This window comes from Bacillus sp. FH (genome assembly GCF_052216825.1).
GTDB classification, from domain to species: domain Bacteria; phylum Bacillota; class Bacilli; order Bacillales; family Bacillaceae_G; genus Bacillus_A; species Bacillus_A paranthracis.
This window is the reverse complement of record NZ_JBQOUU010000001.1, coordinates 1,783,585-1,806,553: the sequence shown is the minus strand read 5'-3', so window position 1 is coordinate 1,806,553 and position 22,969 is coordinate 1,783,585. Positions and strand designations below refer to the sequence as shown.

General features: G+C 36.3%; 23 protein-coding genes and 2 other annotated features. Of the genes, 18 read left to right on the top strand and 5 right to left on the bottom strand.

Annotated elements, in window-relative coordinates:
* Nucleotides 1-90 precede the first annotated feature (90 nt).
* From polA to ACTT1L_RS09485, 16 genes are all read left to right on the top strand, one after another.
* Nucleotides 91-2,724, top strand: coding sequence for a DNA polymerase I (gene polA / locus ACTT1L_RS09560; RefSeq protein WP_000412813.1), 2,634 nt, complete (start codon nt 91-93; stop codon nt 2,722-2,724).
* Nucleotides 2,725-2,736: 12 nt separating this feature from the next.
* Entirely contained in the window at nt 2,737-3,567 is an 831-nt protein-coding gene (gene mutM, locus ACTT1L_RS09555) for a DNA-formamidopyrimidine glycosylase (protein WP_001114483.1), read from the top strand.
* A 72-nt stretch (nt 3,568-3,639) separates the two neighbouring features.
* Entirely contained in the window at nt 3,640-4,272 is a 633-nt protein-coding gene (ytaF, locus tag ACTT1L_RS09550) for a sporulation membrane protein YtaF (RefSeq protein WP_000281751.1), read from the top strand.
* Between the two features lie 53 nt (nt 4,273-4,325).
* Nucleotides 4,326-4,928, top strand: a complete 603-nt coding sequence (coaE, locus tag ACTT1L_RS09545) for a dephospho-CoA kinase (protein WP_000219295.1) — start codon at nt 4,326-4,328, stop codon at nt 4,926-4,928.
* A gap of 109 nt (nt 4,929-5,037) precedes the next feature.
* Nucleotides 5,038-6,066 (top strand): glyceraldehyde-3-phosphate dehydrogenase, encoded by a 1,029-nt coding sequence (locus ACTT1L_RS09540; RefSeq protein WP_000198972.1) that lies wholly within the window; start codon nt 5,038-5,040, stop codon nt 6,064-6,066.
* Nucleotides 6,067-6,453: 387 nt separating this feature from the next.
* Nucleotides 6,454-6,837, top strand: coding sequence for an adenosylmethionine decarboxylase (gene speD, locus ACTT1L_RS09535; RefSeq protein WP_002003660.1), 384 nt, complete (start codon nt 6,454-6,456; stop codon nt 6,835-6,837).
* 280 nt (nt 6,838-7,117) lie between these two features.
* Nucleotides 7,118-7,579: a transcriptional regulator NrdR gene (gene nrdR / locus ACTT1L_RS09530; protein WP_001203687.1), complete on the top strand. Its 462-nt coding sequence runs from the start codon at nt 7,118-7,120 to the stop codon at nt 7,577-7,579.
* Between the two features lie 126 nt (nt 7,580-7,705).
* Nucleotides 7,706-9,112 carry a replication initiation and membrane attachment family protein gene (locus ACTT1L_RS09525; RefSeq protein ID WP_000415042.1) on the top strand — a complete coding sequence of 469 codons (1,407 nt, stop codon included), beginning with the start codon at nt 7,706-7,708 and terminating at the stop codon, nt 9,110-9,112.
* 33 nt (nt 9,113-9,145) lie between these two features.
* Complete coding sequence (gene dnaI, locus ACTT1L_RS09520) at nt 9,146-10,084, top strand: primosomal protein DnaI (protein ID WP_000400101.1); 939 nt, start codon at nt 9,146-9,148, stop codon at nt 10,082-10,084.
* 279 nt (nt 10,085-10,363) lie between these two features.
* Nucleotides 10,364-11,245, top strand: a complete 882-nt coding sequence (gene ytxC / locus ACTT1L_RS09515) for a putative sporulation protein YtxC (protein ID WP_000569618.1) — start codon at nt 10,364-10,366, stop codon at nt 11,243-11,245.
* Nucleotides 11,246-11,276: 31 nt separating this feature from the next.
* Nucleotides 11,277-11,505 (top strand) — a binding site (T-box leader).
* A gap of 47 nt (nt 11,506-11,552) precedes the next feature.
* Nucleotides 11,553-13,490 (top strand): threonine--tRNA ligase, encoded by a 1,938-nt coding sequence (gene thrS / locus ACTT1L_RS09510; protein ID WP_000786083.1) that lies wholly within the window; start codon nt 11,553-11,555, stop codon nt 13,488-13,490.
* A 210-nt stretch (nt 13,491-13,700) separates the two neighbouring features.
* Nucleotides 13,701-13,821: a sequence feature (ribosomal protein L20 leader region), on the top strand.
* Nucleotides 13,822-13,883: 62 nt separating this feature from the next.
* Nucleotides 13,884-14,387: a translation initiation factor IF-3 gene (infC, locus tag ACTT1L_RS09505; protein WP_000973214.1), complete on the top strand. Its 504-nt coding sequence runs from the start codon at nt 13,884-13,886 to the stop codon at nt 14,385-14,387.
* Nucleotides 14,388-14,408: 21 nt separating this feature from the next.
* Complete coding sequence (rpmI, locus tag ACTT1L_RS09500) at nt 14,409-14,609, top strand: 50S ribosomal protein L35 (RefSeq protein WP_001125945.1); 201 nt, start codon at nt 14,409-14,411, stop codon at nt 14,607-14,609.
* Between the two features lie 37 nt (nt 14,610-14,646).
* Entirely contained in the window at nt 14,647-15,003 is a 357-nt protein-coding gene (rplT, locus tag ACTT1L_RS09495; protein WP_001138362.1) for a 50S ribosomal protein L20, read from the top strand.
* A 472-nt stretch (nt 15,004-15,475) separates the two neighbouring features.
* Nucleotides 15,476-15,967, top strand: a complete 492-nt coding sequence (locus ACTT1L_RS09490) for a dUTP diphosphatase (RefSeq protein ID WP_000365050.1) — start codon at nt 15,476-15,478, stop codon at nt 15,965-15,967.
* Nucleotides 15,968-16,036: 69 nt separating this feature from the next.
* Nucleotides 16,037-17,122 (top strand): M42 family metallopeptidase, encoded by a 1,086-nt coding sequence (locus ACTT1L_RS09485; RefSeq protein ID WP_000163568.1) that lies wholly within the window; start codon nt 16,037-16,039, stop codon nt 17,120-17,122.
* A gap of 40 nt (nt 17,123-17,162) precedes the next feature.
* On the opposite strand, the gene ACTT1L_RS09480 is transcribed toward ACTT1L_RS09485, so the two are convergent.
* Complete coding sequence (locus ACTT1L_RS09480) at nt 17,163-17,780, bottom strand: TetR/AcrR family transcriptional regulator (protein WP_000023670.1); 618 nt, start codon at nt 17,778-17,780, stop codon at nt 17,163-17,165.
* Nucleotides 17,781-18,077: 297 nt separating this feature from the next.
* Between ACTT1L_RS09480 and ACTT1L_RS09475 the strand changes: the two genes are divergently transcribed.
* A complete protein-coding gene (locus ACTT1L_RS09475; protein WP_001071404.1) occupies nt 18,078-18,731 on the top strand; it encodes an HlyD family secretion protein in 654 nt (217 codons plus the stop codon).
* Between the two features lie 12 nt (nt 18,732-18,743).
* On the top strand, nt 18,744-20,543 hold the full coding sequence (locus ACTT1L_RS09470; protein ID WP_000095286.1) for a DHA2 family efflux MFS transporter permease subunit: 1,800 nt from the start codon (nt 18,744-18,746) through the stop codon (nt 20,541-20,543).
* Between the two features lie 22 nt (nt 20,544-20,565).
* On the opposite strand, the gene ACTT1L_RS09465 is transcribed toward ACTT1L_RS09470, so the two are convergent.
* The 4 genes from ACTT1L_RS09465 to ACTT1L_RS09450 all read right to left on the bottom strand — a co-directional run bounded on the left by ACTT1L_RS09465 (nt 20,566) and on the right by ACTT1L_RS09450 (nt 22,883).
* Nucleotides 20,566-20,922, bottom strand: a complete 357-nt coding sequence (locus tag ACTT1L_RS09465; RefSeq protein WP_000467061.1) for a hypothetical protein — start codon at nt 20,920-20,922, stop codon at nt 20,566-20,568.
* 37 nt (nt 20,923-20,959) lie between these two features.
* On the bottom strand, nt 20,960-21,331 hold the full coding sequence (locus ACTT1L_RS09460; protein WP_000950045.1) for a hypothetical protein: 372 nt from the start codon (nt 21,329-21,331) through the stop codon (nt 20,960-20,962).
* Between the two features lie 141 nt (nt 21,332-21,472).
* Nucleotides 21,473-22,186: a CPBP family intramembrane glutamic endopeptidase gene (locus ACTT1L_RS09455; RefSeq protein ID WP_001182127.1), complete on the bottom strand. Its 714-nt coding sequence runs from the start codon at nt 22,184-22,186 to the stop codon at nt 21,473-21,475.
* A 139-nt stretch (nt 22,187-22,325) separates the two neighbouring features.
* A complete protein-coding gene (locus tag ACTT1L_RS09450; RefSeq protein WP_000554791.1) occupies nt 22,326-22,883 on the bottom strand; it encodes an HD domain-containing protein in 558 nt (185 codons plus the stop codon).
* Between the last annotated feature and the right edge of the window lie 86 nt (nt 22,884-22,969).

Sequence of the window (22,969 nt, the reverse complement as noted above, 5' to 3'; positions counted from 1 at the left end):
TCTATTAGTCATGTTAATATAGAGAGAGGAAAGAAACGGTTTTTTTCTGTGAAAAAAATCATTTCAAATTTGTATGGGGAGGTTTCTGATTTGGAAAAAAAGGTCGTATTAGTAGATGGTAATAATATCGCGTATCGTGCTTTCTTTGCACTACCGCTTTTAAATAACGACAAAGGTATACATACGAACGCAATTTACGGTTTTACAATGATGTTAATGAGAATATTAGAGGAAGAAAAACCGACGCATATGTTAGTTGCATTTGATGCGGGTAAAACAACGTTCCGTCACAAAACGTATAGTGAGTATAAAGGAGGACGTCAAAAGACTCCGCCTGAGTTATCAGAGCAATTCCCATTTATTCGTGAGATGCTTGATGCATTCAATGTACCGCGTTATGAATTAGAAAATTATGAAGCGGATGACATTATGGGAACGCTAGCGAAAGAAGCGAGTGAACAAGGAGCTAGTGTAAAAGTTATTTCAGGAGATAAAGATTTACTTCAACTTGTTTCTGATAACACGCTTGTATGTATTCCTCGAAAAGGGATTACGGAAGTAGATGAATATACGAAAGAAGCTTTATTTGAGAAATACAGCTTATCACCGAAGCAAATTATCGATATGAAAGGTTTAATGGGAGACCAATCAGATAATATTCCAGGTGTACCAGGAGTTGGTGAAAAAACTGCGATTAAATTGTTAACACAGTTTGGAACGGTTGAAGAAGTGTATGAAAATATAGATCAAGTAAGCGGGAAGAAATTAAAAGAAAAGCTGGAAGCAAATAAAGACCAAGCTCTTATGAGTAAAGATCTTGCAACGATTATTACAGACGCACCGATTACTGTGCATGTGGATGATATGGAGTATAAAGGATATGAGCCAAGTGATGTCATTCCAATGTTCGAGAATTTAGGATTCACATCTCTTTTAAATAAATTAGGTGTTACTCCAGAAGAAACGGCTCCAGCTGAATTAGATGATATTACATTTGATATTGTGGAAGAAGTTACAGAAGAAATGCTTCAGCAAGATAGTGCGCTTATCGTTGAAGTACAAGAAGATAATTATCATAAAGCAGATATTCAAGGTTTCGGTATTCAAAATGAAAACGGATGTTACTTTATTCAGACAGACATTGCACTTAAGTCAGATGCTTTTAAAGAGTGGCTTGCAGATGGAGAAATGAGAAAGTATACATTTGATGCGAAGCGTGCGATCGTTGCACTGAAATGGAACGGTATAGATATGCAAGGGATTGACTTTGATCTATTAATTGCTGCTTACTTACTTGACCCGGCTGATACAGATAAAGATTTCCGTACTGTAGCGAAAATGAAAGAAACACATGCTGTGAAATCTGATGAAGAAGTTTACGGAAAAGGTGCGAAGCGTGCTGTTCCAGAGTTAGAGATAGTAGCGGAGCATGTAGCTCGTAAAGTGCATGTATTATATGATGTGAAGCAAACATTCGTTGAAGAGTTAGAAAAGAATGAGCAATATGAACTGTTTACAGAGTTAGAATTACCACTTGCACGTGTATTAGCTGATATGGAAGTAAAAGGTGTAAAAGTTGATACAGAACGTCTTCGTAATATGGGAGAAGAACTTGCAGGTAGATTAAAGGAAATGGAACAGGAAATTTATAAGCTGGCGGGAACAGAATTTAATATTAATTCACCGAAGCAGCTTGGTGTTATTCTGTTTGAGAATTTAAACTTACCGGTTATTAAGAAGACGAAAACAGGTTATTCTACGTCAGCTGATGTACTAGACAAGCTGATGGATCACCATGAAATTATTCCAAACATTTTACATTACCGTCAATTAGGGAAACTAAATTCAACTTATATTGAAGGTTTATTAAAAGTTGTACATGAAGATTCATCTAAAATCCATACTCGTTTCAATCAAGTATTAACGCAAACGGGCCGATTAAGTTCAACGGATCCAAACTTACAAAATATCCCGATTCGATTAGAAGAAGGAAGAAAGATTCGTCAGGCATTCGTTCCATCAGAAGAAGGATGGATTATGTACGCAGCGGATTATTCACAAATTGAACTTCGTGTATTAGCTCATATTGCAAATGATAAAGGGCTAGTCGACGCGTTCCAACATGACATGGATATTCATACAAAAACAGCTATGGATGTATTTGGCGTTGAAAAAGATGAAGTAACTTCAAATATGAGACGACAAGCGAAAGCTGTTAACTTCGGAATTGTGTATGGTATTAGTGATTATGGTCTTTCACAAAACTTAGGAATTACAAGAAAAGCAGCAGCGGAATTTATTGAAAAGTATTTAGAAAGTTTCCCTGGTGTACAAGAATACATGGATGACATCGTAAAAGATGCGAAACAAAAAGGATATGTAGCTACATTATTAAATCGCCGCCGTTACATTCCGGAAATTACGAGTCGTAATTTTAACTTGCGTAGCTTTGCTGAGCGTACAGCTATGAATACACCAATTCAAGGTACTGCAGCAGATATTATTAAAAAAGCGATGATTATTATGGCAGATCGTTTAGAAGAAGAAGGATTACAAGCGCGTCTTCTATTGCAAGTACACGATGAATTAATATTTGAAGCACCAAAAGAAGAAATTGAAAAATTAGAGAAGCTTGTACCAGAAGTAATGGAGCATGCAATTGAACTCGCAGTTCCGTTGAAAGTTGATTATTCTTACGGTCCAACTTGGTACGACGCAAAATAAGGAAGTGATGAAATGCCTGAATTACCAGAGGTTGAAAACGTCAGACGGACACTTGAAAATCTTGTAACAGGAAAAACGATTGAAGATGTTATTGTTACTTATCCGAAAATCGTAAAACGACCGGATGATGCAGAAATCTTTAAAGAAATGCTAAAAGGCGAGACGATTGAAAATATAAAGCGAAGAGGAAAGTTTTTGCTTTTATATGTAACAAATTATGTCATTGTTTCACATTTGCGTATGGAAGGTAAGTTTTTACTGCATCAAGAGGATGAGCCAATTGATAAGCATACGCACGTCCGTTTCTTATTTACAGATGGAACTGAATTACATTATAAAGATGTGAGAAAGTTTGGTACGATGCATCTCTTTAAAAAAGGTGAGGAAATGAATCAAATGCCTCTTGCTGACTTAGGTCCGGAGCCATTTGATGCTGAATTGACACCACAGTATTTACAAGAGAGATTGCAAAAGACAAATCGTAAAATAAAAGTTGTATTATTAGACCAGCGCCTTTTGGTAGGACTTGGAAATATATATGTAGATGAAGTTTTATTCCGTTCTCAAATTCATCCAGAACGAGAAGCGTCGTCTTTAACAGTAGAAGAAATTGAGCGAATTTATGAGGCGACTGTTACAACGTTAGGTGAAGCAGTGAAGCGTGGCGGAAGTACAATTCGAACGTATATCAACTCACAAGGGCAAATTGGCTCATTCCAAGAACTGCTAAATGTATATGGAAAAAAAGGAGAACCGTGTGTGACTTGCGGTACGATATTAGAAAAAACAGTTGTTGGTGGAAGAGGAACGCATTACTGCCCAATTTGTCAGCCAAGAATATAGAAAAGAGATAACATCGGATAGGCATTTGTCATATACATACAGCAGAGCTATGTATAAGGGAGGAGCTTACCGATGTACCTTTATTTATCTCTTATTTTATTAGCTTTTACATTAAGCTTAGATAGCTGTAGTGTAGGGCTAACATATGGTTTAAGAAGCGTAAGAATTCCACTAAGATCAATTGTAATTATCGGAATGTGTTCAGCGGCTGTTATGCTTGTTTCAATGGGAATTGGACATATGATCGCGAAAGTATTTTCACCTGTTATCGCAACGCGTATCGGTGGGCTTGTTCTTATTGGAATAGGAATTTGGGTATTATACCAATTTTTTCGAAGTGAGAAAAAAGAAGAACCGAAGCAAGAGGAGAAGGTATGGAAATTAGAGATTGCCTCGCTTGGGTTAGTCATTCAAATTTTACGGAAACCGACTGTAGCAGATTTCGATAAATCAGGCACCATTTCTGCAGGAGAAGCGTTACTTCTTGGTATCGCTCTTTCTGTAGATTCATTTGGTGCTGGAATTGGTGCATCTTTATTAGGGTATGCACCTGCTATGATGGCGATATTAGTTGCAGTGATGAGTTCTTTGTTTTTATTTATTGGAATGAAACTTGGAACGGTTTTATCAAATATGAAATGGTTGCAAAAATTTACATTCCTGCCTGGGGTATTACTCATTATTATTGGAATTTGGAAAATGTAAGTACGGGCGTGGAACATTAGTTTCGCGCCTTTAATTATGAGGAGGATTATATGATGACAGTAGTAATTGGATTAACGGGAGGTATTGCAAGCGGAAAAAGTACAGTATCTCAAATGTTTCGCGAGCTAAATATACCAGTTATTGATGCAGATATTATTGCGCGAGAAGTTGTAGAACGAGGAAAGCCAGCATATAACAAAATTGTAGAAGTGTTTGGAACAGAAGTATTACAAGAAGATGGAGAACTAGATCGTCCAAAACTAGGAAGTGTCGTTTTCTATAATGAAGAGAAACGATTGCAGTTAAACAAAATTGTTCATCCTGCAGTGCGTGAGGAAATGAATAGGCAAAAGGAAATGTACATAAAAGAAGGTATGCAAGCGGTTGTGTTAGATATTCCTCTCTTATTTGAAAGTAAATTAACAAGTCTCGTTGACCGCGTTTTAGTTGTAGCAGTTAAGCCACATACGCAATTAGAACGTTTAATGAAGCGAAATAATTTTTCAGAAGAAGAAGCGACAGCTCGTATTCAATCTCAAATGCCGTTAGAAGAAAAAGTGAAACATGCAGATGAAGTGATAAATAATGATGGCACAATTATGGGAACGAAAACACAATTACAGGGGATTTTAAAGAAATGGAACATTATTGACTAAAAAATTGTGAAATTAATGAAAATGCTTAGTGACATATCCCCTTTTTGTGTTATACTATTATTGGGATTGGAGATAAATAGTATAACGCATTCAAGGGGGATAACATATTATGACTCGTGTGGCAATTAATGGATTTGGACGTATTGGGAGAATGGTATTTCGTCAGGCAATAAAAGAAAGCGCATTCGAAATTGTAGCAATCAATGCAAGCTATCCATCTGAAACGTTAGCACATTTAATTAAATATGATACAGTTCACGGCAAGTTTGACGGAACAGTAGAAGCATTTGAAGATCACTTATTAGTTGATGGGAAAATGATTCGCCTTTTAAACAACCGCGATCCAAAGGAATTGCCTTGGACAGATTTAGGTGTTGAAGTTGTAATTGAAGCAACTGGTAAATTTAATTCAAAAGAAAAAGCAATTCTTCACGTTGAAGCTGGAGCGAAAAAAGTTATTTTAACAGCGCCTGGTAAAAATGAAGATGTAACAATTGTAGTAGGTGTGAACGAAGACCAATTAGATATTACAAAACATACTGTTATTTCAAATGCATCTTGTACAACAAACTGTTTAGCACCTGTTGTGAAGGTGTTAGATGAGCAGTTTGGAATTGAAAACGGTTTAATGACGACAGTTCACGCTTATACAAATGACCAAAAAAATATTGATAACCCACATAAAGATTTAAGAAGAGCACGTGCTTGCGGACAATCAATTATTCCGACAACGACAGGTGCTGCGAAAGCGCTAGCAAAAGTTCTTCCGCATTTAAATGGAAAACTTCACGGTATGGCACTTCGTGTACCAACACCAAACGTGTCTCTTGTTGACTTAGTAGTAGATGTAAAACGTGATGTGACAGTTGAAGCTATTAACGATGCATTCAAAACTGTTGCAAACGGTGCGTTAAAAGGCATTGTAGAATTCAGCGAAGAGCCTTTAGTATCTATTGACTTTAATACAAATACACACTCAGCTATCATTGATGGTTTATCTACAATGGTAATGGGTGATCGTAAAGTGAAAGTGCTGGCTTGGTATGATAACGAGTGGGGCTACTCTCGTCGTGTTGTAGATCTTGTAACGTTAGTTGTTGACGAATTAGCGAAGCAAGAAAATGTGCAACATATTTAAGTGAATAAGGGAGAGGGCAAGTGGAAGATTTGCCCTCTTTTTTATTTTTTTCTGAAAAGGAAAAAAATTATAGGAGTATATTTTTGAAAGTGGACATACCACGAAACGTTGGGGTTACTGTATTTGTGAATCATTTATTTTTTTTAGGGAAAAGTAAAGAGGAAAATATGACAGAAAATCGAAAAAACTGTTGTTGCAAAATGAAAATAAACAAAGTATACTAACACTCGTAAACTTAAGAGCTGAGGTACGTAGTCACTACTTAAAGGGTTAGGACCTCTCTGGACTAACTTTCCCCCGTGGTAGTGGAGCAAGCCAAATTGCAAATTAGTTTTCAATTCGAACAGTTAGAATAAATTTACAAGGGGGAACTGTAGAATGGATACTATGGATACGATGGGTCGTCACGTGATCGCTGAACTTTGGGATTGCGATTTCGACAAGCTTAATGACATGCCGTATATTGAACAATTATTTGTGGATGCAGCACTAAGAGCTGGTGCTGAAGTGCGTGAGGTTGCTTTCCATAAATTTGCACCACAAGGTGTAAGTGGAGTAGTAATTATCTCGGAATCACATTTAACAATTCATAGCTTTCCGGAGCACGGTTACGCAAGTATTGATGTTTATACTTGTGGGGATCGTATTGATCCAAATGTTGCTGCAGAATATATTGCAGAAGGTTTAAACGCGAAAACGCGTGAGAGCATCGAGCTTCCTCGAGGCACTGGTAGCTTCGAAATTAAGCAGAGAGAAACAAAAGCTCTTTAAAAAAGAACATAATTGATTTAAAATGTAAAGAGGTGTATAATGCACCTCTTTTTTAGTTTATAAAAAAGGGAAAATATAATGTACTCGTTAGTTGAATAAATGGAGCTCTTACGAATAAGTTAACAACGCATCTATCATCGTATTTTTTTAAACGAGATAATAATGCGCTTAAACTTAAAGTGGTAAGAGAGTTAAAATGAGTTATATAATAATGTATATATATTGTCAGATGAAGTAAGTAGAGAAAAAATAAAGAGTATAGTGTAAAGGAGTGAATATATTGCGTTGTCCATCCTGTTCTCATAATGGTACAAGAGTGTTAGATTCGCGTCCGGTAGACGAGGGGCGCTCTATTCGAAGAAGGAGAGAGTGTGAAAGCTGTTTAAGCCGCTTTACGACATTTGAAAGAGTGGAAGAGTCACCTCTTATCGTTGTAAAAAAAGAAGGAACACGAGAAGAGTTTAATAAAGAAAAGATTTTACGTGGCTTAATTAAAGCGTGTGAAAAAAGACCAGTATCTTTAAGACAATTAGAAGAAGTGACTCAAAGTGTGGAACGTGAACTTCGTAATTTAGGTATATCAGAAGTGAAAAGTGATATGATTGGTGAAATTGTTATGGAAGAACTACGTGATATCGATGATGTTGCTTACGTGCGTTTTGCTTCTGTATATCGCCAATTTAAAGATTTAAATGTATTTATTGAAGAATTAAAAGATATACTGCAAAAAGAAAGAGAGTAGAATCTGTATCGTATTCTCTTTACATACCGTAAGTAATGAGATAAGAGAGCTAGAAGCGAAAGCTAATAGCTCTTTTTCGCTAATAAATTATATAGTGAAGATTGGATGAGAGAAAGGAAAGCAAGAATGGAAAAACAGTCATGGATGGAGCTATTGCCGATTGATCGTTATAAAGTAAGTGCGAAAGGATTATTGCATAATTACGACCGAAAAGTGTTAACGATGTTATATCAGCCGTTAATAGGTAGTAGAGCTTTTAGCTTGTACATGACGCTATGGGGAGAGTTAGAACAAGATCGTGTATTTGGAAAAGAGAATACGCATCATTCCCTTATGGTGACCATGCAAATGCAGCTTCCTGAAGTATATGAGGAACGAGTAAAGTTAGAGGCAATTGGACTTTTGAAAGTATATATTAAGAAAGAAAAAGATATTCGAATGTTTATATATGAGCTGCAACCACCTTTATCTCCGAAGCAGTTTTTTGATGATATTGTTTTAAGTATCTTTTTATACAATCGATTGAGTCGGACAAAATATAATCAAGTAAAGCATTATTTCTTAGAAGAAGAATTTGATTTTGCATCTTATGAAAATGTTACGCGTTCTTTTAATGATGTGTTTGGTTCGTTTAATCCAGGGCAGCTTGAGCATGCGCAAGAAGACCTTCGTATTCCAAAAACGACAGCTATGCCAAGTAATGAAAAGGGAGACGCTCCAAAAGTTTGGAATGATTTCTTTGATTTCTCCTTATTTGTAGATGGCTTGTCCGCTCTTGTTCCTAAAAAGGCGATTACAGATCAAGTGCGAGAATGTGTCATTACACTTGCTTACGTGTATGATGTAGATGTGTTATCGATGCAAAATATCGTTCTTGGTGCGGTGACAGAGCTGCAGACAATTGATATCGAAAGGCTTAGAAAAGGAGCGCGTGATTGGTATCAGTTCGAAAACGGCCAAGCGTTACCTGTATTAAGTGAAAGAGTACAGCCTCACGCTGCACGTATGATGAAAGAAAAAGAGCCTTCTACGCAAGAAGAGATGTTAATCAAACAGTTAGAGGAAATCTCACCAAAACAACTATTGAAAGAAATCTCTGGCGGTGCAGAGGCAACGAAGGCTGACTTGCAAATCGTTGAAGATGTAATGATGAATCAAAAGTTAACACCAGGTGTTGTGAATGTACTTATTTATTACGTTATGCTACGCTCAGATATGAAACTTGCGAAAACGTATGTGGAGAAGATTGCTGGACATTGGGCACGTAAAAAGGTCGGCACAGTAGCTGAAGCAATGGCGTTAGCGAAAGAAGAAAACCGTCAATATCAAGAATGGGCTGAGACGAAGAAGAAAGGCCGTACGTCGAAGAAAACGGTACGAAAAGAAATGGTACCAGATTGGTTGAAAGAAGAGCCGAAAGAACAAGAGAAAGAAACTGTGAAAAAAGATGTAAGTGCTGAAAAAGGTGCGAGTACGTTAGAGGACGAACGAAAACGATTAGAAGAAGTGTTAAAAAAATATAAGCGTGATTAATAGAAGAGAATGAACGCTCTTTGAGGTGAGAAAATGGAGCATATTCAAAATTCATTTGCAAAGTTAATGGAAAATGAAAATTTTAAAAATAGATATGAAGTATTAAAGGCGGAAGTAATGGCACATCCGCGTGTGAAAGAATTTATAGACGAACATAAAGGGGAAGTAACAACGTCTATGATTGAACGCAGTCTTGTGAAATTATACGAATATATTGGACAAAGTGTAGGTTGCGCGGATTGTCCGGATCTAGGTTCGTGTAAAAACATGCTGCAAGGATATGAGCCAAAGCTCGTTATCCAAGGGAAGATGATTGATATTCAATATGATCGTTGCGTTAGAAAAGTAGCATATGACGAGAGGAAGAAATATGAAAAGCTCGTTCAAAGTGTATATATGCCAACTGATATTTTACAAGCAACGATGGAAAACTTAGACCCTTCAGATTTAGATGCGCGTATTGATGCAATTGGTGCAGCTAATGAATTTTTAAGTACATATGAACCTGGTAAAAAAGTACAAGGTTTATATTTGTACGGTAAATTTGGTGTAGGGAAAACGTATTTATTAGGAGCAATTGCGAATGAGCTGGCTCGAAAGAAAATAAGTTCAATGCTCGTATATTTCCCTGAATTTTTACGTGAAATTAAAAGTTCAATTCAAGATAATTCGATTGGGGAAAAGATTGATGCGGTGAAACGCGTACAAGTTTTAATGTTAGATGATATTGGAGCAGAAGCGATGTCAAGCTTTGTGCGTGATGATGTACTCGGTGCAATTTTGCAATTCCGTATGTTAGAAAACTTACCGACGTTCTTTACGTCTAACTTTGATTTTAAACAACTAGAACATCATTTAACATATACGCAGCGCGGTGAAGCGGAAGAAATGAAAGCAGCTCGTATTATGGAGCGAATTAAATATTTGGCGAAACCAATTCCGATTGGCGGGAAAAACCGTCGTCATAAGTAAAGAGCAAGCTGAGAAGCTTGCTCTTCTTTTGTAGTTAAACGCTTTTTAAAGTAGCCGAATGATAAAATGAAAAGTTCTTATTGAAAATTCCTAGTAGCTTGTATCATTTTTTTCTCCCTCCCTTAATATATATAAAATTAGCAAGCCATATCGAGTGGATTTTCTAACAATAAGAAATGTAATTCTACTAAGAGTGAACTTTCACGCGGGACGGACTCTTATAGGATTTGTAACGTATAGATACAGTCCTTTAGAGCAGGGATAAAAGGGGGGACAAAAGTGATTGAAATTTGCTTCGAAGAAAAAAATGATGCTATGCACGTATATAGACAACTATTGAAAAGAGCGGAACTGTTATATAAGGAAACGAGTGTGTATTTACAGGAACAAAAAGTGGTGATTCACATACCAGTATGTGAATCAAATTATATTGAAAAGATTTTATTGCCAGTAATGGTATATTTCATTGTGAATGTGAAACAAAATGAGTGGATATATACAATCTTAAAAGAGAAGTTTTTTTATGAAGAAGAGGAAGAGTGCCATCAAATATTGCATATGGCACAAGAGATTTTAAAAGGAAGAAGAAAAGGAATTGCTCGTGAATTAACACGTCACACATTTGAATCATATATTAAATCCTCTTTAAATAACTGGCTTTGTGATCCGCTTTCATTCTCGTTTTCATCATATGTTCGTTTTCGTCTTCGTACATATAGGGAAATGGTAGCTAAGCTTGCTGAAGTGGCAATTGATGAGTATAAGTTAGAACAAGAATATCAAATGTTTATTGAGACGCTCCGGCAACAAGTCCGTAGCCGGAAATCACGTTTGTCATGTGTACATCTTATTTTTGATGAAAGTTTTATTTTCTATGATGATAAAGGTAGACGTTTAAAACAAGAGAAATTGGTTCAATATATAGATGAAGACTTATTAAAACAAAAGGATGTATATATTGATACGAAAGTAATTGCACCACTTCTTTCTATTTCGCCGAAAAAAATTTATTTGTATACGAAAGAACAAGACCATAATATGATTATTACTTTGCGAAATGTATTTCAAGAACGGGTACAATTACATGGATTACATGAGTTTGAGCGCAATGTGAAAAATTTAAAAAATAAAGGTAACGCCCTTGATTTTCTAAGTTTTTGAGCATATAATTACCTACATAAATGAAATATATTGAAATGTCATGATGAGGACATGAGTAGTTTTCTACGATTTTCAGAGAGGGAAGCCTTAGGGTGTGAGCTTCCTAGTACGGGATTATTACTTACCACCTCTAAACTTTAGCAGTGAACGGTTTTTCTAGTAATTGCTAACGGACAACACCGTTATGTTGAACTTGAGCAATTAACAATTATGTTAATTGGAACAAGGGTGGAACCACGAATTCAACACTCGTCCCTTTTTACGGGATGAGTGTTTTTTATTTTGAGAAAAAGAGGAGTGACCAGTGATGGCAGATGTAGTTAAAATTACTTTCCCTGATGGAGCTGTGAAGGAGTTTCCAAAAGGCGTAACAACTGAAGAAATCGCAGCTTCTATTAGCCCAGGCTTAAAGAAAAAAGCTGTGGCTGGAAAATTAAATGATGAGATGATTGATCTTGTTACACCAATCGAAGAAGATGGTGCAGTTTCTATCATTACATTAGATTCTGAAGATGGCTTATATATTTTACGCCACTCAACAGCTCACCTTTTAGCGCAAGCGTTAAAACGTTTATATAAAGATGTTAAGGTTGAGCTTGGCATTGGTCCAGTAATTGAAAATGGCTTCTACTACGATATTGATATGGAAGAAGCAATTACAGTTGAAGACTTCAAGAAAATCGAAAAAGAAATGCAAAAAATTGTGAACGAGAACTTAGAAATCGTTCGTCATGAAGTACCACGTGCAGAAGCAATTCGTCGTTTTGAAGAAATCGGCGATGAGTTAAAATTAGATTTAATTAACGATCTTCCAGAAGATGCAGTTATTTCAATCTATGAGCAAGGCGAATTCTTCGACCTTTGCCGTGGTGTCCACCTTCCATCTACAGGGAAAATTAAAGTATTTAAATTATTAAGCGTTGCGGGTGCTTACTGGCGCGGCGATAGCAATAATAAAATGTTACAACGTATTTACGGTACTGCATTCGTTAAGAAAGCAGAATTAGATGAGCATTTACGTATGCTTGAAGAAGCGAAAGAGCGCGATCACCGTAAATTAGGTAAAGAATTAAAACTATTTACTAATAGCCAAAAAGTAGGACAAGGTTTACCACTTTGGTTACCAAAGGGTGCAACAATCCGCCGCATTATCGAGCGTTACATCGTTGATAAAGAAGCAAGCTTAGGCTATGATCACGTATACACTCCAGTACTAGGAAGCAGAGAGCTTTATGAAACTTCGGGTCACTGGAACCACTACCGTGATGGTATGTTCCCATCAATGGAAATGGATAATGAAGAGTTAGTTCTTCGTCCGATGAACTGCCCTCACCACATGATGGTTTATAAAAACGATATTCACAGCTACCGTGAATTACCAATCCGTATTGCGGAACTTGGAACAATGCACCGCTACGAAATGTCAGGTGCGTTATCTGGATTACAACGTGTACGCGGAATGACTTTAAACGATGCTCACATTTTCGTACGCCCAGATCAAATTAAAGAAGAATTAAAACGTGTTGTAAACTTAACTCTAGAAGTGTACAAAGATTTCGGTTTAGAGAACTACTCATTCCGTCTATCTTATCGCGACCCAGCAGATACTAAAAAGTACTATGCTGATGATGAGATGTGGGAAAAAGCACAAGGTATGTTAAAAGAAGCTATGGATGAAATGGGTCTTGATTACTATGAAGCTGAAGGTGAAGCGGCATTCTACGGTCCAAAACTTGACGTTCAAGTTCGTACTGCTCTTGGAAAAGACGAAACACTTTCAACTGTACAATTAGACTTCTTACTTCCAGAACGCTTTGAACTATCTTACGTTGGTGAAGACGGTAAACAACACCGTCCAGTTGTAATTCACCGTGGTGTTGTATCTACTATGGAACGTTTCGTAGCCTTCTTAATTGAAGAATACAAAGGTGCATTCCCAACTTGGCTAGCTCCAGTTCAAGTACAAGTAATTCCAGTTTCTCCGCAAGTACATTTAGACTATGCGAAGAAAGTACAAGACGAATTACGCCGTGCTGGTATCCGTGTTGAATTAGATACTCGTGAAGAGAAAATTGGTTACAAAATCCGTGAAGCACAAATGCAAAAAATTCCGTACATGCTTGTAGTAGGTGACAATGAAGTAACTGAAAACGGCGTAAACGTACGTAAATACGGTGAACAAAAATCAGAAACAATCGCATTAGATGCTTTTGTTGATATGATTAAAGTAGAAGGAAAACGATAAGAAAAAGCCGCGGTATACCGCGGCTTTTCTATGTAATATGAGTAAGGGAAATTAGAAAAAAAAACCATGTAACACTTATCGTAAAAAAGTATTGCAAGTATGTTAGTTGTTTGTTACAATATTTCTTGTTGTTAGTAAAACACATTGCGTCTTCTTGACAGACGTCATGTCCTATGATAAACTCATCAAGGATAATAGAATATTGTTTTGTGGAACAAGTAGAAGCACCCGCTTCTCACCTGATGGACGCATTCGCAGTTTACAGGTAAATGTATTTCTTACTTAAGATTTTACAAGTGTGGGTGTCGTATGCCCGCACTTTTTTTGTCGGGTTCTATGACTACAAACTATGTTCTGAGAAAACCTTGGAGGTGGCTTACTATTAGCAAGGATATGATGATTAACGAGCAAATTCGTGCACGCGAAGTACGTTTAGTTGGTGCAAATGGCGATCAACTTGGAATCAAGTCTCGTAATGACGCTTTAGACTTAGCTGCAAATCTTAATCTTGATTTAGTATTAGTTGCTCCAAATGCGAAACCGCCAGTATGCCGCATTATGGACTACGGTAAATTCCGCTTTGAGCAACAGAAAAAAGAAAAAGAACAGCGCAAAAATCAAAAAGTAATTAGCATGAAAGAAGTTCGTTTAAGTCCAACAATTGATGAACACGACTTTAACACAAAACTTCGTAATGCTATCAAGTTTTTAGAGAAAGGCGACAAGGTTAAAGCGTCAATTCGCTTTAAAGGACGTGCCATTACTCATAAAGAAATCGGTCAACGTGTTTTAGATCGCTTCTCAGAAGCTTGTGCTGAAGTTAGTACAATCGAATCTAAGCCTAAAATGGAAGGACGCAGTATGTTCTTAGTTTTAGCACCGAAAAACGATAAGTAATAGATAGAGGAGGAAATACCTATGCCTAAACAAAAAACTCATCGCGGCGCTGCAAAGCGTTTCAAAAAGACTGGATCAGGTAAACTGAAACGTTCTCACGCTTACACAAGCCATTTATTCGCTAACAAATCTACAAAAGCTAAACGTAAACTACGTAAAGCTGGTGTAGTAAGCGCTGGTGACTTCAAACGCATTCGTCAAATGCTTGACAACTTAAAATAAGTTCGGCTGATATATAGAACAATTAGGAGGTAATATTATGCCAAGAGTAAAAGGTGGTACAGTTACTCGTCAACGTCGTAAAAAAGTAATTAAATTAGCAAAAGGTTACTACGGTTCAAAAAATACATTATTCAAGGTTGCTAACCAACAGGTTATGAAATCTCTAATGTATGCATTCCGTGACCGCCGTCAAAAGAAACGTGACTTCCGTAAATTATGGATTACACGTATCAACGCAGCAGCTCGTATGAATGGTCTTTCTTACAGCCGCTTAATGCACGGTCTTAAAAATGCTGGCATCGAAGTTAACCGCAAGATGCTTGCTGACTTAGCTGTTCATGACGAAAAAGCTTTCGCTGAATTAGCAACAGTTGCAAAAAACAACATTAACTAATTAATTAGTTGAAACCTTAGAAGATTTTTCTTCTAAGGTTTTTTTATTTGTATGCAAAGAGAAGTGTGTCGTTATCGATATGACAAAATCAATATAAAAGTTATAGCAATATAGAAGAATATGCATATGAAGTCAGGAGAATTCTCCTGGCTTCTTTTAATTATCATCCTCTGGAAAGAAGAGTATCTTTCCTACCTGAAACGACACTGCTATAATGGAAAGATGATATGGAACTTTCATCAGATAAAATAATATTTTTAATAGTGGGCAATTCCTGGATAATTATTAACTATCACCAATCGGAGTGAACAATCTAATCGTGATGATTGAAACGTATTTGTAAATTAAGGACAAGCTATTTTGTGTAAAGAGGTAAATGGCTGACTTATTAATAAGAAACGAAAAATAATAATGAACTTTGAGATGAAACAACATTGTTGCGTAAAATGCGATGTTGGAGGAGGACAATAGAGTGGACTTACTACAACTATTTAAATTACAAAAAGAATTAGATGACCGTATTGCGAAAGAACATGACTTACAACCGAAAAAATTGTTAAAAGAGAAAATGTTAGCTCTTCTTGTAGAAATTGGAGAACTTGCAAATGAAACACGTTGTTTTAAATATTGGAGCAACAAACCAGCATCAGAACGTGAAGTCATACTAGAAGAATACGTAGATGGCTTACATTTTATTTTATCAATCGGAATTGATTTAGGTATTGATAAAAACTTCTTATTCTATAAGTGTGCACAGACGAATAAAACACAAGTAGAAATTTTCTTAGACACGTATGCGAAGGTGATTCGTTTTACAGATCAACCATCTATTACGAACTATATTGAATTATTTACAAGCTACCTTCGACTTGGACAAGCACTTGAGTTTGAACAAGAAGAGATTGAAAAGGCATATTTAGATAAAAACGAAGTAAATCATCAGCGTCAAACACAAGGATACTAAGTTAATTTTTGAATATTTCAATTTCCTTTTGTATAATGAAGTGACTGAAGAAAAAGGAGGGTGTTGGCAATGACAAAATTAGACGAGACATTGACAATGCTAAAAGAATTAACAGATGCACGTGGTATTGCGGGTAACGAGCGTGAACCACGCGAAGTAATGAAGAAATATATTGAGCCGTTTGCGGACGAACTTTCTACTGATAATTTAGGAAGTTTAGTTGCGAAAAAAGTAGGGGAAGAAAACGGCCCGAAAATTATGGTTGCAGGTCATTTAGATGAAGTTGGCTTTATGATTACGCAAATTGATGACAAAGGTTTCCTTCGTTTCCAAACAGTTGGTGGCTGGTGGTCACAAGTTATGCTTGCACAGCGCGTAACAATTGTAACGCGTAAAGGAGATGTAACAGGTGTTATCGGTTCAAAACCACCGCATATCTTACCTCCAGAAGCGCGTAAAAAGCCAGTTGAAATTAAAGACATGTTCATCGATATTGGTGCTTCTAGCCAAGAAGAAGCAATGGAGTGGGGCGTACGACCAGGAGATCAAGTTGTACCTTACTTTGAATTCCAAGTGATGAAGAACGAAAAAATGTTACTTGCAAAAGCATGGGATAACCGAATTGGTTGTGCAATTGCAATTGACGTATTAAAACAATTAAAAGATGAAAAGCATCCAAACGTTGTATATGGCGTAGGGACTGTACAAGAAGAAGTCGGTCTTCGTGGTGCAAAAACATCTGCAAACTATATTAAACCAGATATCGCGTTCGCGGTAGATGTTGGTATTGCTGGTGACACACCGGGTGTAACGTCAAAAGAAGCGCAAAGTAAAATGGGTGATGGACCACAGATCATTTTATATGATGCTTCTGTTATTGGCCATACAGGTTTACGTGACTTTGTAGTTGATGTTGCTGATGAATTACAAATTCCATACCAATATGATTCAGTAGCGGGCGGTGGAACGGATGCAGGTGCAATTCATATTGCTGTAAATGGTATTCCGTCTATGGCAATTACGATTGCAACCCGTTACATTCATTCTCATGCGGCAATGTTACACCGTGATGATTATGAAAATGCAGTGAAGTTAATTGTAGAAGTTATTAAACGTCTTGATAAAGAGGCTGTACATAACATTACATTTAATTAATAGAAAAAGCGAAGGAGCCTCTCCTTCGCTTTTTTGTGTTTTAAAAAGGTCGTTCTAATCCTGCGGCAGTATGAGCCCCTAAAATGATTAAACGAGTTAATTGCATGGCCATAAAATGCGGGGTATATATCATCCCTTTTTTTAGCCATGACATAATCATGCCGAGATGGGCACCAGTAACATAACTAAGGAGAATGTCACGTGGAACCATTAGTTTTTCATCGTTAGGCTGTGCAATAGAGAGGCTTAATGTTAAATGTGTTTGAATGGCTTTCATCATTTTATACGTAAAGTTTCCGGCAGCTTTATCACCAAGCATGACGTTATAGAAGTTCGCATTTTCTGCGATATGTTCAAATAAAGACAAGAAATTTGGATGTGGTGAATCAAATGTAAGTTGAAAATCTTCTTTATTTCTATTTTTCGGTTTAATAACTTCTGTTAGCTTCTCTAACATTTCTTCAATGCTTTTGTCTAGTAAGTCATATTTATCGTGGTAATGGCTATAAAACGTAGCGCGATTTACAGGAGCACGTTCTGCAATATGTTGAACAGTTACATTTTCAAACCCTTTTTCGCCTACTAAAGCGACAAAAGCATCCTGTATGAGTTGTCTCGTCCGTTTTACACGTGGATCATTTGTATTTTTAATAGACATTTTTATTTCCCCTCGTTTAATTTTCTGTATTTAAACAACATATTGGTATTATATTGTTGTTTAAGCGACATTTCATACGTAAATTGTCGGTTGTAGATTTGAAATAATTATTTATAATTATAAACGATAGTCCTTCAGAAATCAGCACCGCTTGCAGGTAGATAAATTTCGATTTACACCGCAGATGGTGTGATTTTTTTGTTTAAAAGTTAATATAATTAACAATTAAACAATCTAAACAATAAGGACGTAAATAGTCTAGAAAAAAATTATATGCGATATAAGGAGAGGAATGCAATGAATCAGTTTCGAAGAATGGTGATTATCAACATTATCACATTAATTGTACTAGTTGGTGGCGGTATTGGCGGTTATTACTATTACAATCAAGCGGAAAATTACTTAAAAACAGACAATGCAAAAATTGATGGAAAGGTAATTCCGATTGCATCACCAGTAGCAGGGAAATTAACTGACTGGAAAGCTGAAGTAGGTAAGAACTACAACGAGAATGATAAATTAGGTGCTGTCACTGTAGCGGCAGCGAATGGAGAACAAACAGTAGATGTAACAATTCCACAAAATGCAACAGTTGTACAATCAAACGCAACAACAAATGCTTTCGTTGGAGCAGGTAGCCCAATCGCTTATGCATTTGATATGAACAATTTATGGGTAACAGCAAATATTGAAGAAACAGATGTTGATGATGTTCAAAAAGGTCAAGATGTAGATGTGTATGTAGATGCATACCCAGATACAACGTTAACAGGAAAAGTAGAACAAGTTGGCTTAACAACAGCGAACACATTCTCTATGTTACCATCAAGCAACGCAACAGCGAACTATACGAAAGTAACACAAGTAGTACCAGTTAAAATTTCTTTAGATCATAGCAAATCAGTAAATATTGTTCCTGGCATGAATGTGACAGTTCGTATTCATAAGTAAGGGGGAGATGAGATGTCCTCAATTGTAATTGCAGGATATGCACTATTTTGTATAATCGTCTTCTTCCTTGTAAATCGTCTTTTACGAAAGAAAAAAACGAAAATGGGAGAAGAACAAGTCCCAGCCGTAAGTAAAATAGAAGTAAGTAAAGTTGAAACAGAAGAGAAAGACATTGAACGAAAGCAAGAACCGGAAATTTCTAATGTAGTTGAGTTGGAAACAGGAAAGCAAGAAGAAGTAAAACAAGAAAAAGAAGTGCCGAAAAAACAAATGTCTATGCCTGTAGAGAATGTGAACGTAAAAGCAGTGGTAGCTGTATTAATTCTCGGCATGTTCGTTTCTATTTTAAACCAAACAATCATTAACGTTGCATTGCCTCCGTTAATGAATGAATTTAACGTATCAACTTCAACAGCACAATGGTTAATTACAGGCTTCATGCTTGTAAATGGTATTTTAGTACCGATTAGTGCCTTTTTAGTTTCACGATTTACGTATCGTAAATTATTCGTAGCAGCAATGTTATTCTTTACGGTAGGATCTATCATTTGTGCTACTTCAGGAAACTTTACAATGATGATGACGGGCCGCGTTATTCAAGCGGTTGGTGCGGGTATTTTAATGCCGGTTGGTATGAATATCTTCATGACATTATTCCCGCCTCATAAGCGCGGAGCAGCGATGGGATTACTAGGCGTAGCAATGATTTTAGCACCAGCTATCGGACCAACTGTAACAGGTTGGGTAATTGAAAATTACAGCTGGAACTTAATGTTCTATGCGATGTTTATTATCGGTTTAATTATTACGTTCCTATCTTTAAAATTCTTTACACTAGCTCAGCCAGTGTCTAAAACAAAATTAGATATATTCGGTGTTGTTAGTTCAAGTATTGGACTAGGAAGCTTATTGTACGGATTTAGTGAAGCTGGAAATAATAGTTGGACTAGTGCAGAAGTTGTTATTTCACTTATTATCGGTGTAATTGGTTTAGCGTTATTTATTTGGAGAGAGTTAACAACGGACAATAAAATGCTTGATTTACAAGTATTTAAATATCCAGTATTTACTTTCACTTTAGTAATTAACGCAATTGTTACAATGGCATTATTCGGAGGTATGTTATTACTTCCTGTATATCTGCAAAACATTCGTGGCTTTACGCCAATTGAATCTGGTTTACTACTTCTTCCAGGATCATTAATTATGGGGATCATGGGACCAGTAGCGGGTAAATTATTCGATAAATATGGCATTCGTCCATTAGCGATAATTGGATTGGCAATTACGACGTATGCGACATATGAATTTACAAAATTATCGATGGATACACCGTATAGCGTTATTATGACGGATTATATTATACGCTCAATTGGTATGTCATTCATTATGATGCCAATTATGACAGCTGGTATGAACGCGCTACCGATGAAATTAATTTCTCACGGTACAGCAACGCAAAATACGTCAAGGCAAGTAGCTGGTTCAATTGGAACAGCGATATTAATCACGCTTATGACGCAACAAACGACTGCGCACGTAGCAGATTATGGAAATATGTTAACAACGTCAAACCCAATTTTAGTTGATAAAGTACACGGCATGGGGCAAAGCTTAGCAGCGATTGCTGGATCAGCACAAGCAGGAGATGCGATGAGCACGCAACTATTATTCGGACAAATTTCAAAGTTATCTGCAATTAACGGTATTAACGATGCCTTCTTAATTGCAACGATACTCGCAGGGATTGCTTGGGTGTTATCGTTCTTCTTACCATCAGGCAATAAACCAAATAGAAAAGCAGGGAATTAATTTCCCTGCTTTTTTGTGCTTTTTATGCAGTTACATATAAAAGATGATAACCAGTTACGGAGCAAAGCCCTGCTATAAACAAAATCGTCCCCATAGAACGAATACTCGATATTTGTCTTCCGCTTATAATAGCTAATAGTCCAGCTAAAGAGAAGAAGCACCAATATAAAGTTCCCGAAATTGGAACCATCCCCTCTAAATCTATTCCAGAACCTATACAAATGATAGGAACAACGATAAGGAATATGCTAATGAAACCAGCTATAGTGGTAAGTGATTTCCGATGTTTCATGCCACCAATAATTAAAAAAATACCGACGATGAATTGGCATAACATCAAAGTAAGAGCTAAAATCATCCAAGTTAATATTCCGAACACTTCTGTACTACCTCCGATTTGTGAGTTTCAAAAAATATTATATATAGTATGAATCACCCACAGTCATGAGTAACCAGAAGATAACCCCTAATATACCAGCGATAAAAATAATGAATCCCATATTACGGATACTTTTAATTTTTGCTTGTAATCCACTTACTCCAGCTAATAATCCAGTTAAAGAAAACAGTATCCAATATAAAGTAGTTGAAATAGGAAGGATTGTATTGCCCTCCATTCCCATGCCCCAAAAAACAAAAGGTAGTGTGACAAAGGAAAAGCTAAGTAGCCCCATTAAACCGACAAATAATTTACGGTGTTTCACGCTAGTAACAATTAAAAAAATACCACCAAAAAATCCGCATAAAACAAGAAGTGGCATATAAATAACCCAAAGTAAGCTCAACATATATAATCTCCTTCTGTGTAATCAGTTATATTTTACTACATGAGGTTTATTTTGGATATTATTAATGAATATGTATAATTTGATAGAAATGAGTAGTGGTCATACGAATTAATAAAAGAGGTATCGCGATGATACCTCTTTTTAACTCAAGAACGCCAACATATTATTCATAATATGAAATAACATAGCTGGAATAATGGATTTTGTTTTTTTACATAAAATAGCCATTAATAATCCCATGAAGAAAGTAATTACCATAACCCCAAGTGAGTATGTATGAGCGATACCGAAGAAGAAACTTGTTACGATGGCTGCGATCCAAAATGGAAAGCGTTCTGAGAAGAAGCGAAGTATAAAACCACGGAAAATAAGTTCTTCAAAAATGGGTGTGAGTATGGCGAAGCTGAGAAGCAATAATATTTGATATTGCTTAAAGACGTCTAAGCTTAGTGCGGAAGATTGCTGCTTCGTTGCATTTTGGAACACATAATTTAACAGTATGTAATTGAGTACGATGTTTATAACGAAGAAAAGAAGTAAATATACGTATGTGCGCCATTCTTTCAGTGCTTTAAAGTTAAAAGATTTTAGTAGTAATTTTTTTGCGGGTTCGAATTTAAAAATGAAGAATAACAGTACGGCTAGTTGTAATACGGTACTTGCGGTATTGGCAATAGATTCGTACAGGGCAATTTGTTTTTTATTTGTGAGACCAGCTGTATAAATTGTTAATGGCATTGCGAGGAACACAGTAATAAGTCCGGTTCCGAAAAAAGCGAATAAAACGGAGCTAATAAATTGTAACCATGACATAGAGTATTTCTGTTCATTAGAAAGTTGTGTAGCGGGTTGCATTTGTAAAATCACCTCTTTATATTTGTATATTTAATTATAAAGTATTTGATTTTTGAATGTAACATTTAAATATTACATATAAAGGTGTATTTTCCATAAAATAATAAAAGAGGTATCACCCTATAGTGATGCCTCTTTCTTATTGGTAACTATGTTCTGCTTTGTTGTTGGATTTTGATTGCTCTATTTGTAATTCACGTTCTACCAATCGGTCTAACTGTTGAATTGCTTTTAGTGCTTTTTCATAAGAAATTGTTCGATAATGATGCGCCCCGCCCGGTTCTTCATCTGCTTCGTCTGCCCATTTAATAATGTTTTGCAGAGATGTTCTTTCGATTTCTTGCTGTACTAAGAAAGAATCTGTATGAAGAAGAATGGCGATAGAAATTTCTTTTGCTAGTTTAGGATGCTCTCCTAATCTAATAAGCAATTTATGAGCTCTTTCTGCTCCTTTAATTGCGTGTATATCATTCTTTTTATATAAATCATAGTCCCATTCGCCGCCTGTGTACCACGTATGATGTCCGATATCATGAAGGAAACCAGCTTTTGTCGCAGCATCGACTGAGGCGTGATGCTTTTTAGCTAAGTGAAACGCATGGTAAGCGACAGCGATCGCGTGGACCATCCCAGAACGATTTACGTATTTTTGTGTAATGTGGTGTTTAAAAATTTGTTCAAGCGTAATACGGTGCATAAAACATTCACTCCTTTTATCTAATGGTGTATATGAAGAAAAATCGATCGGTTTAAATGTATTTTGAACATTGTACTCCATCGAGT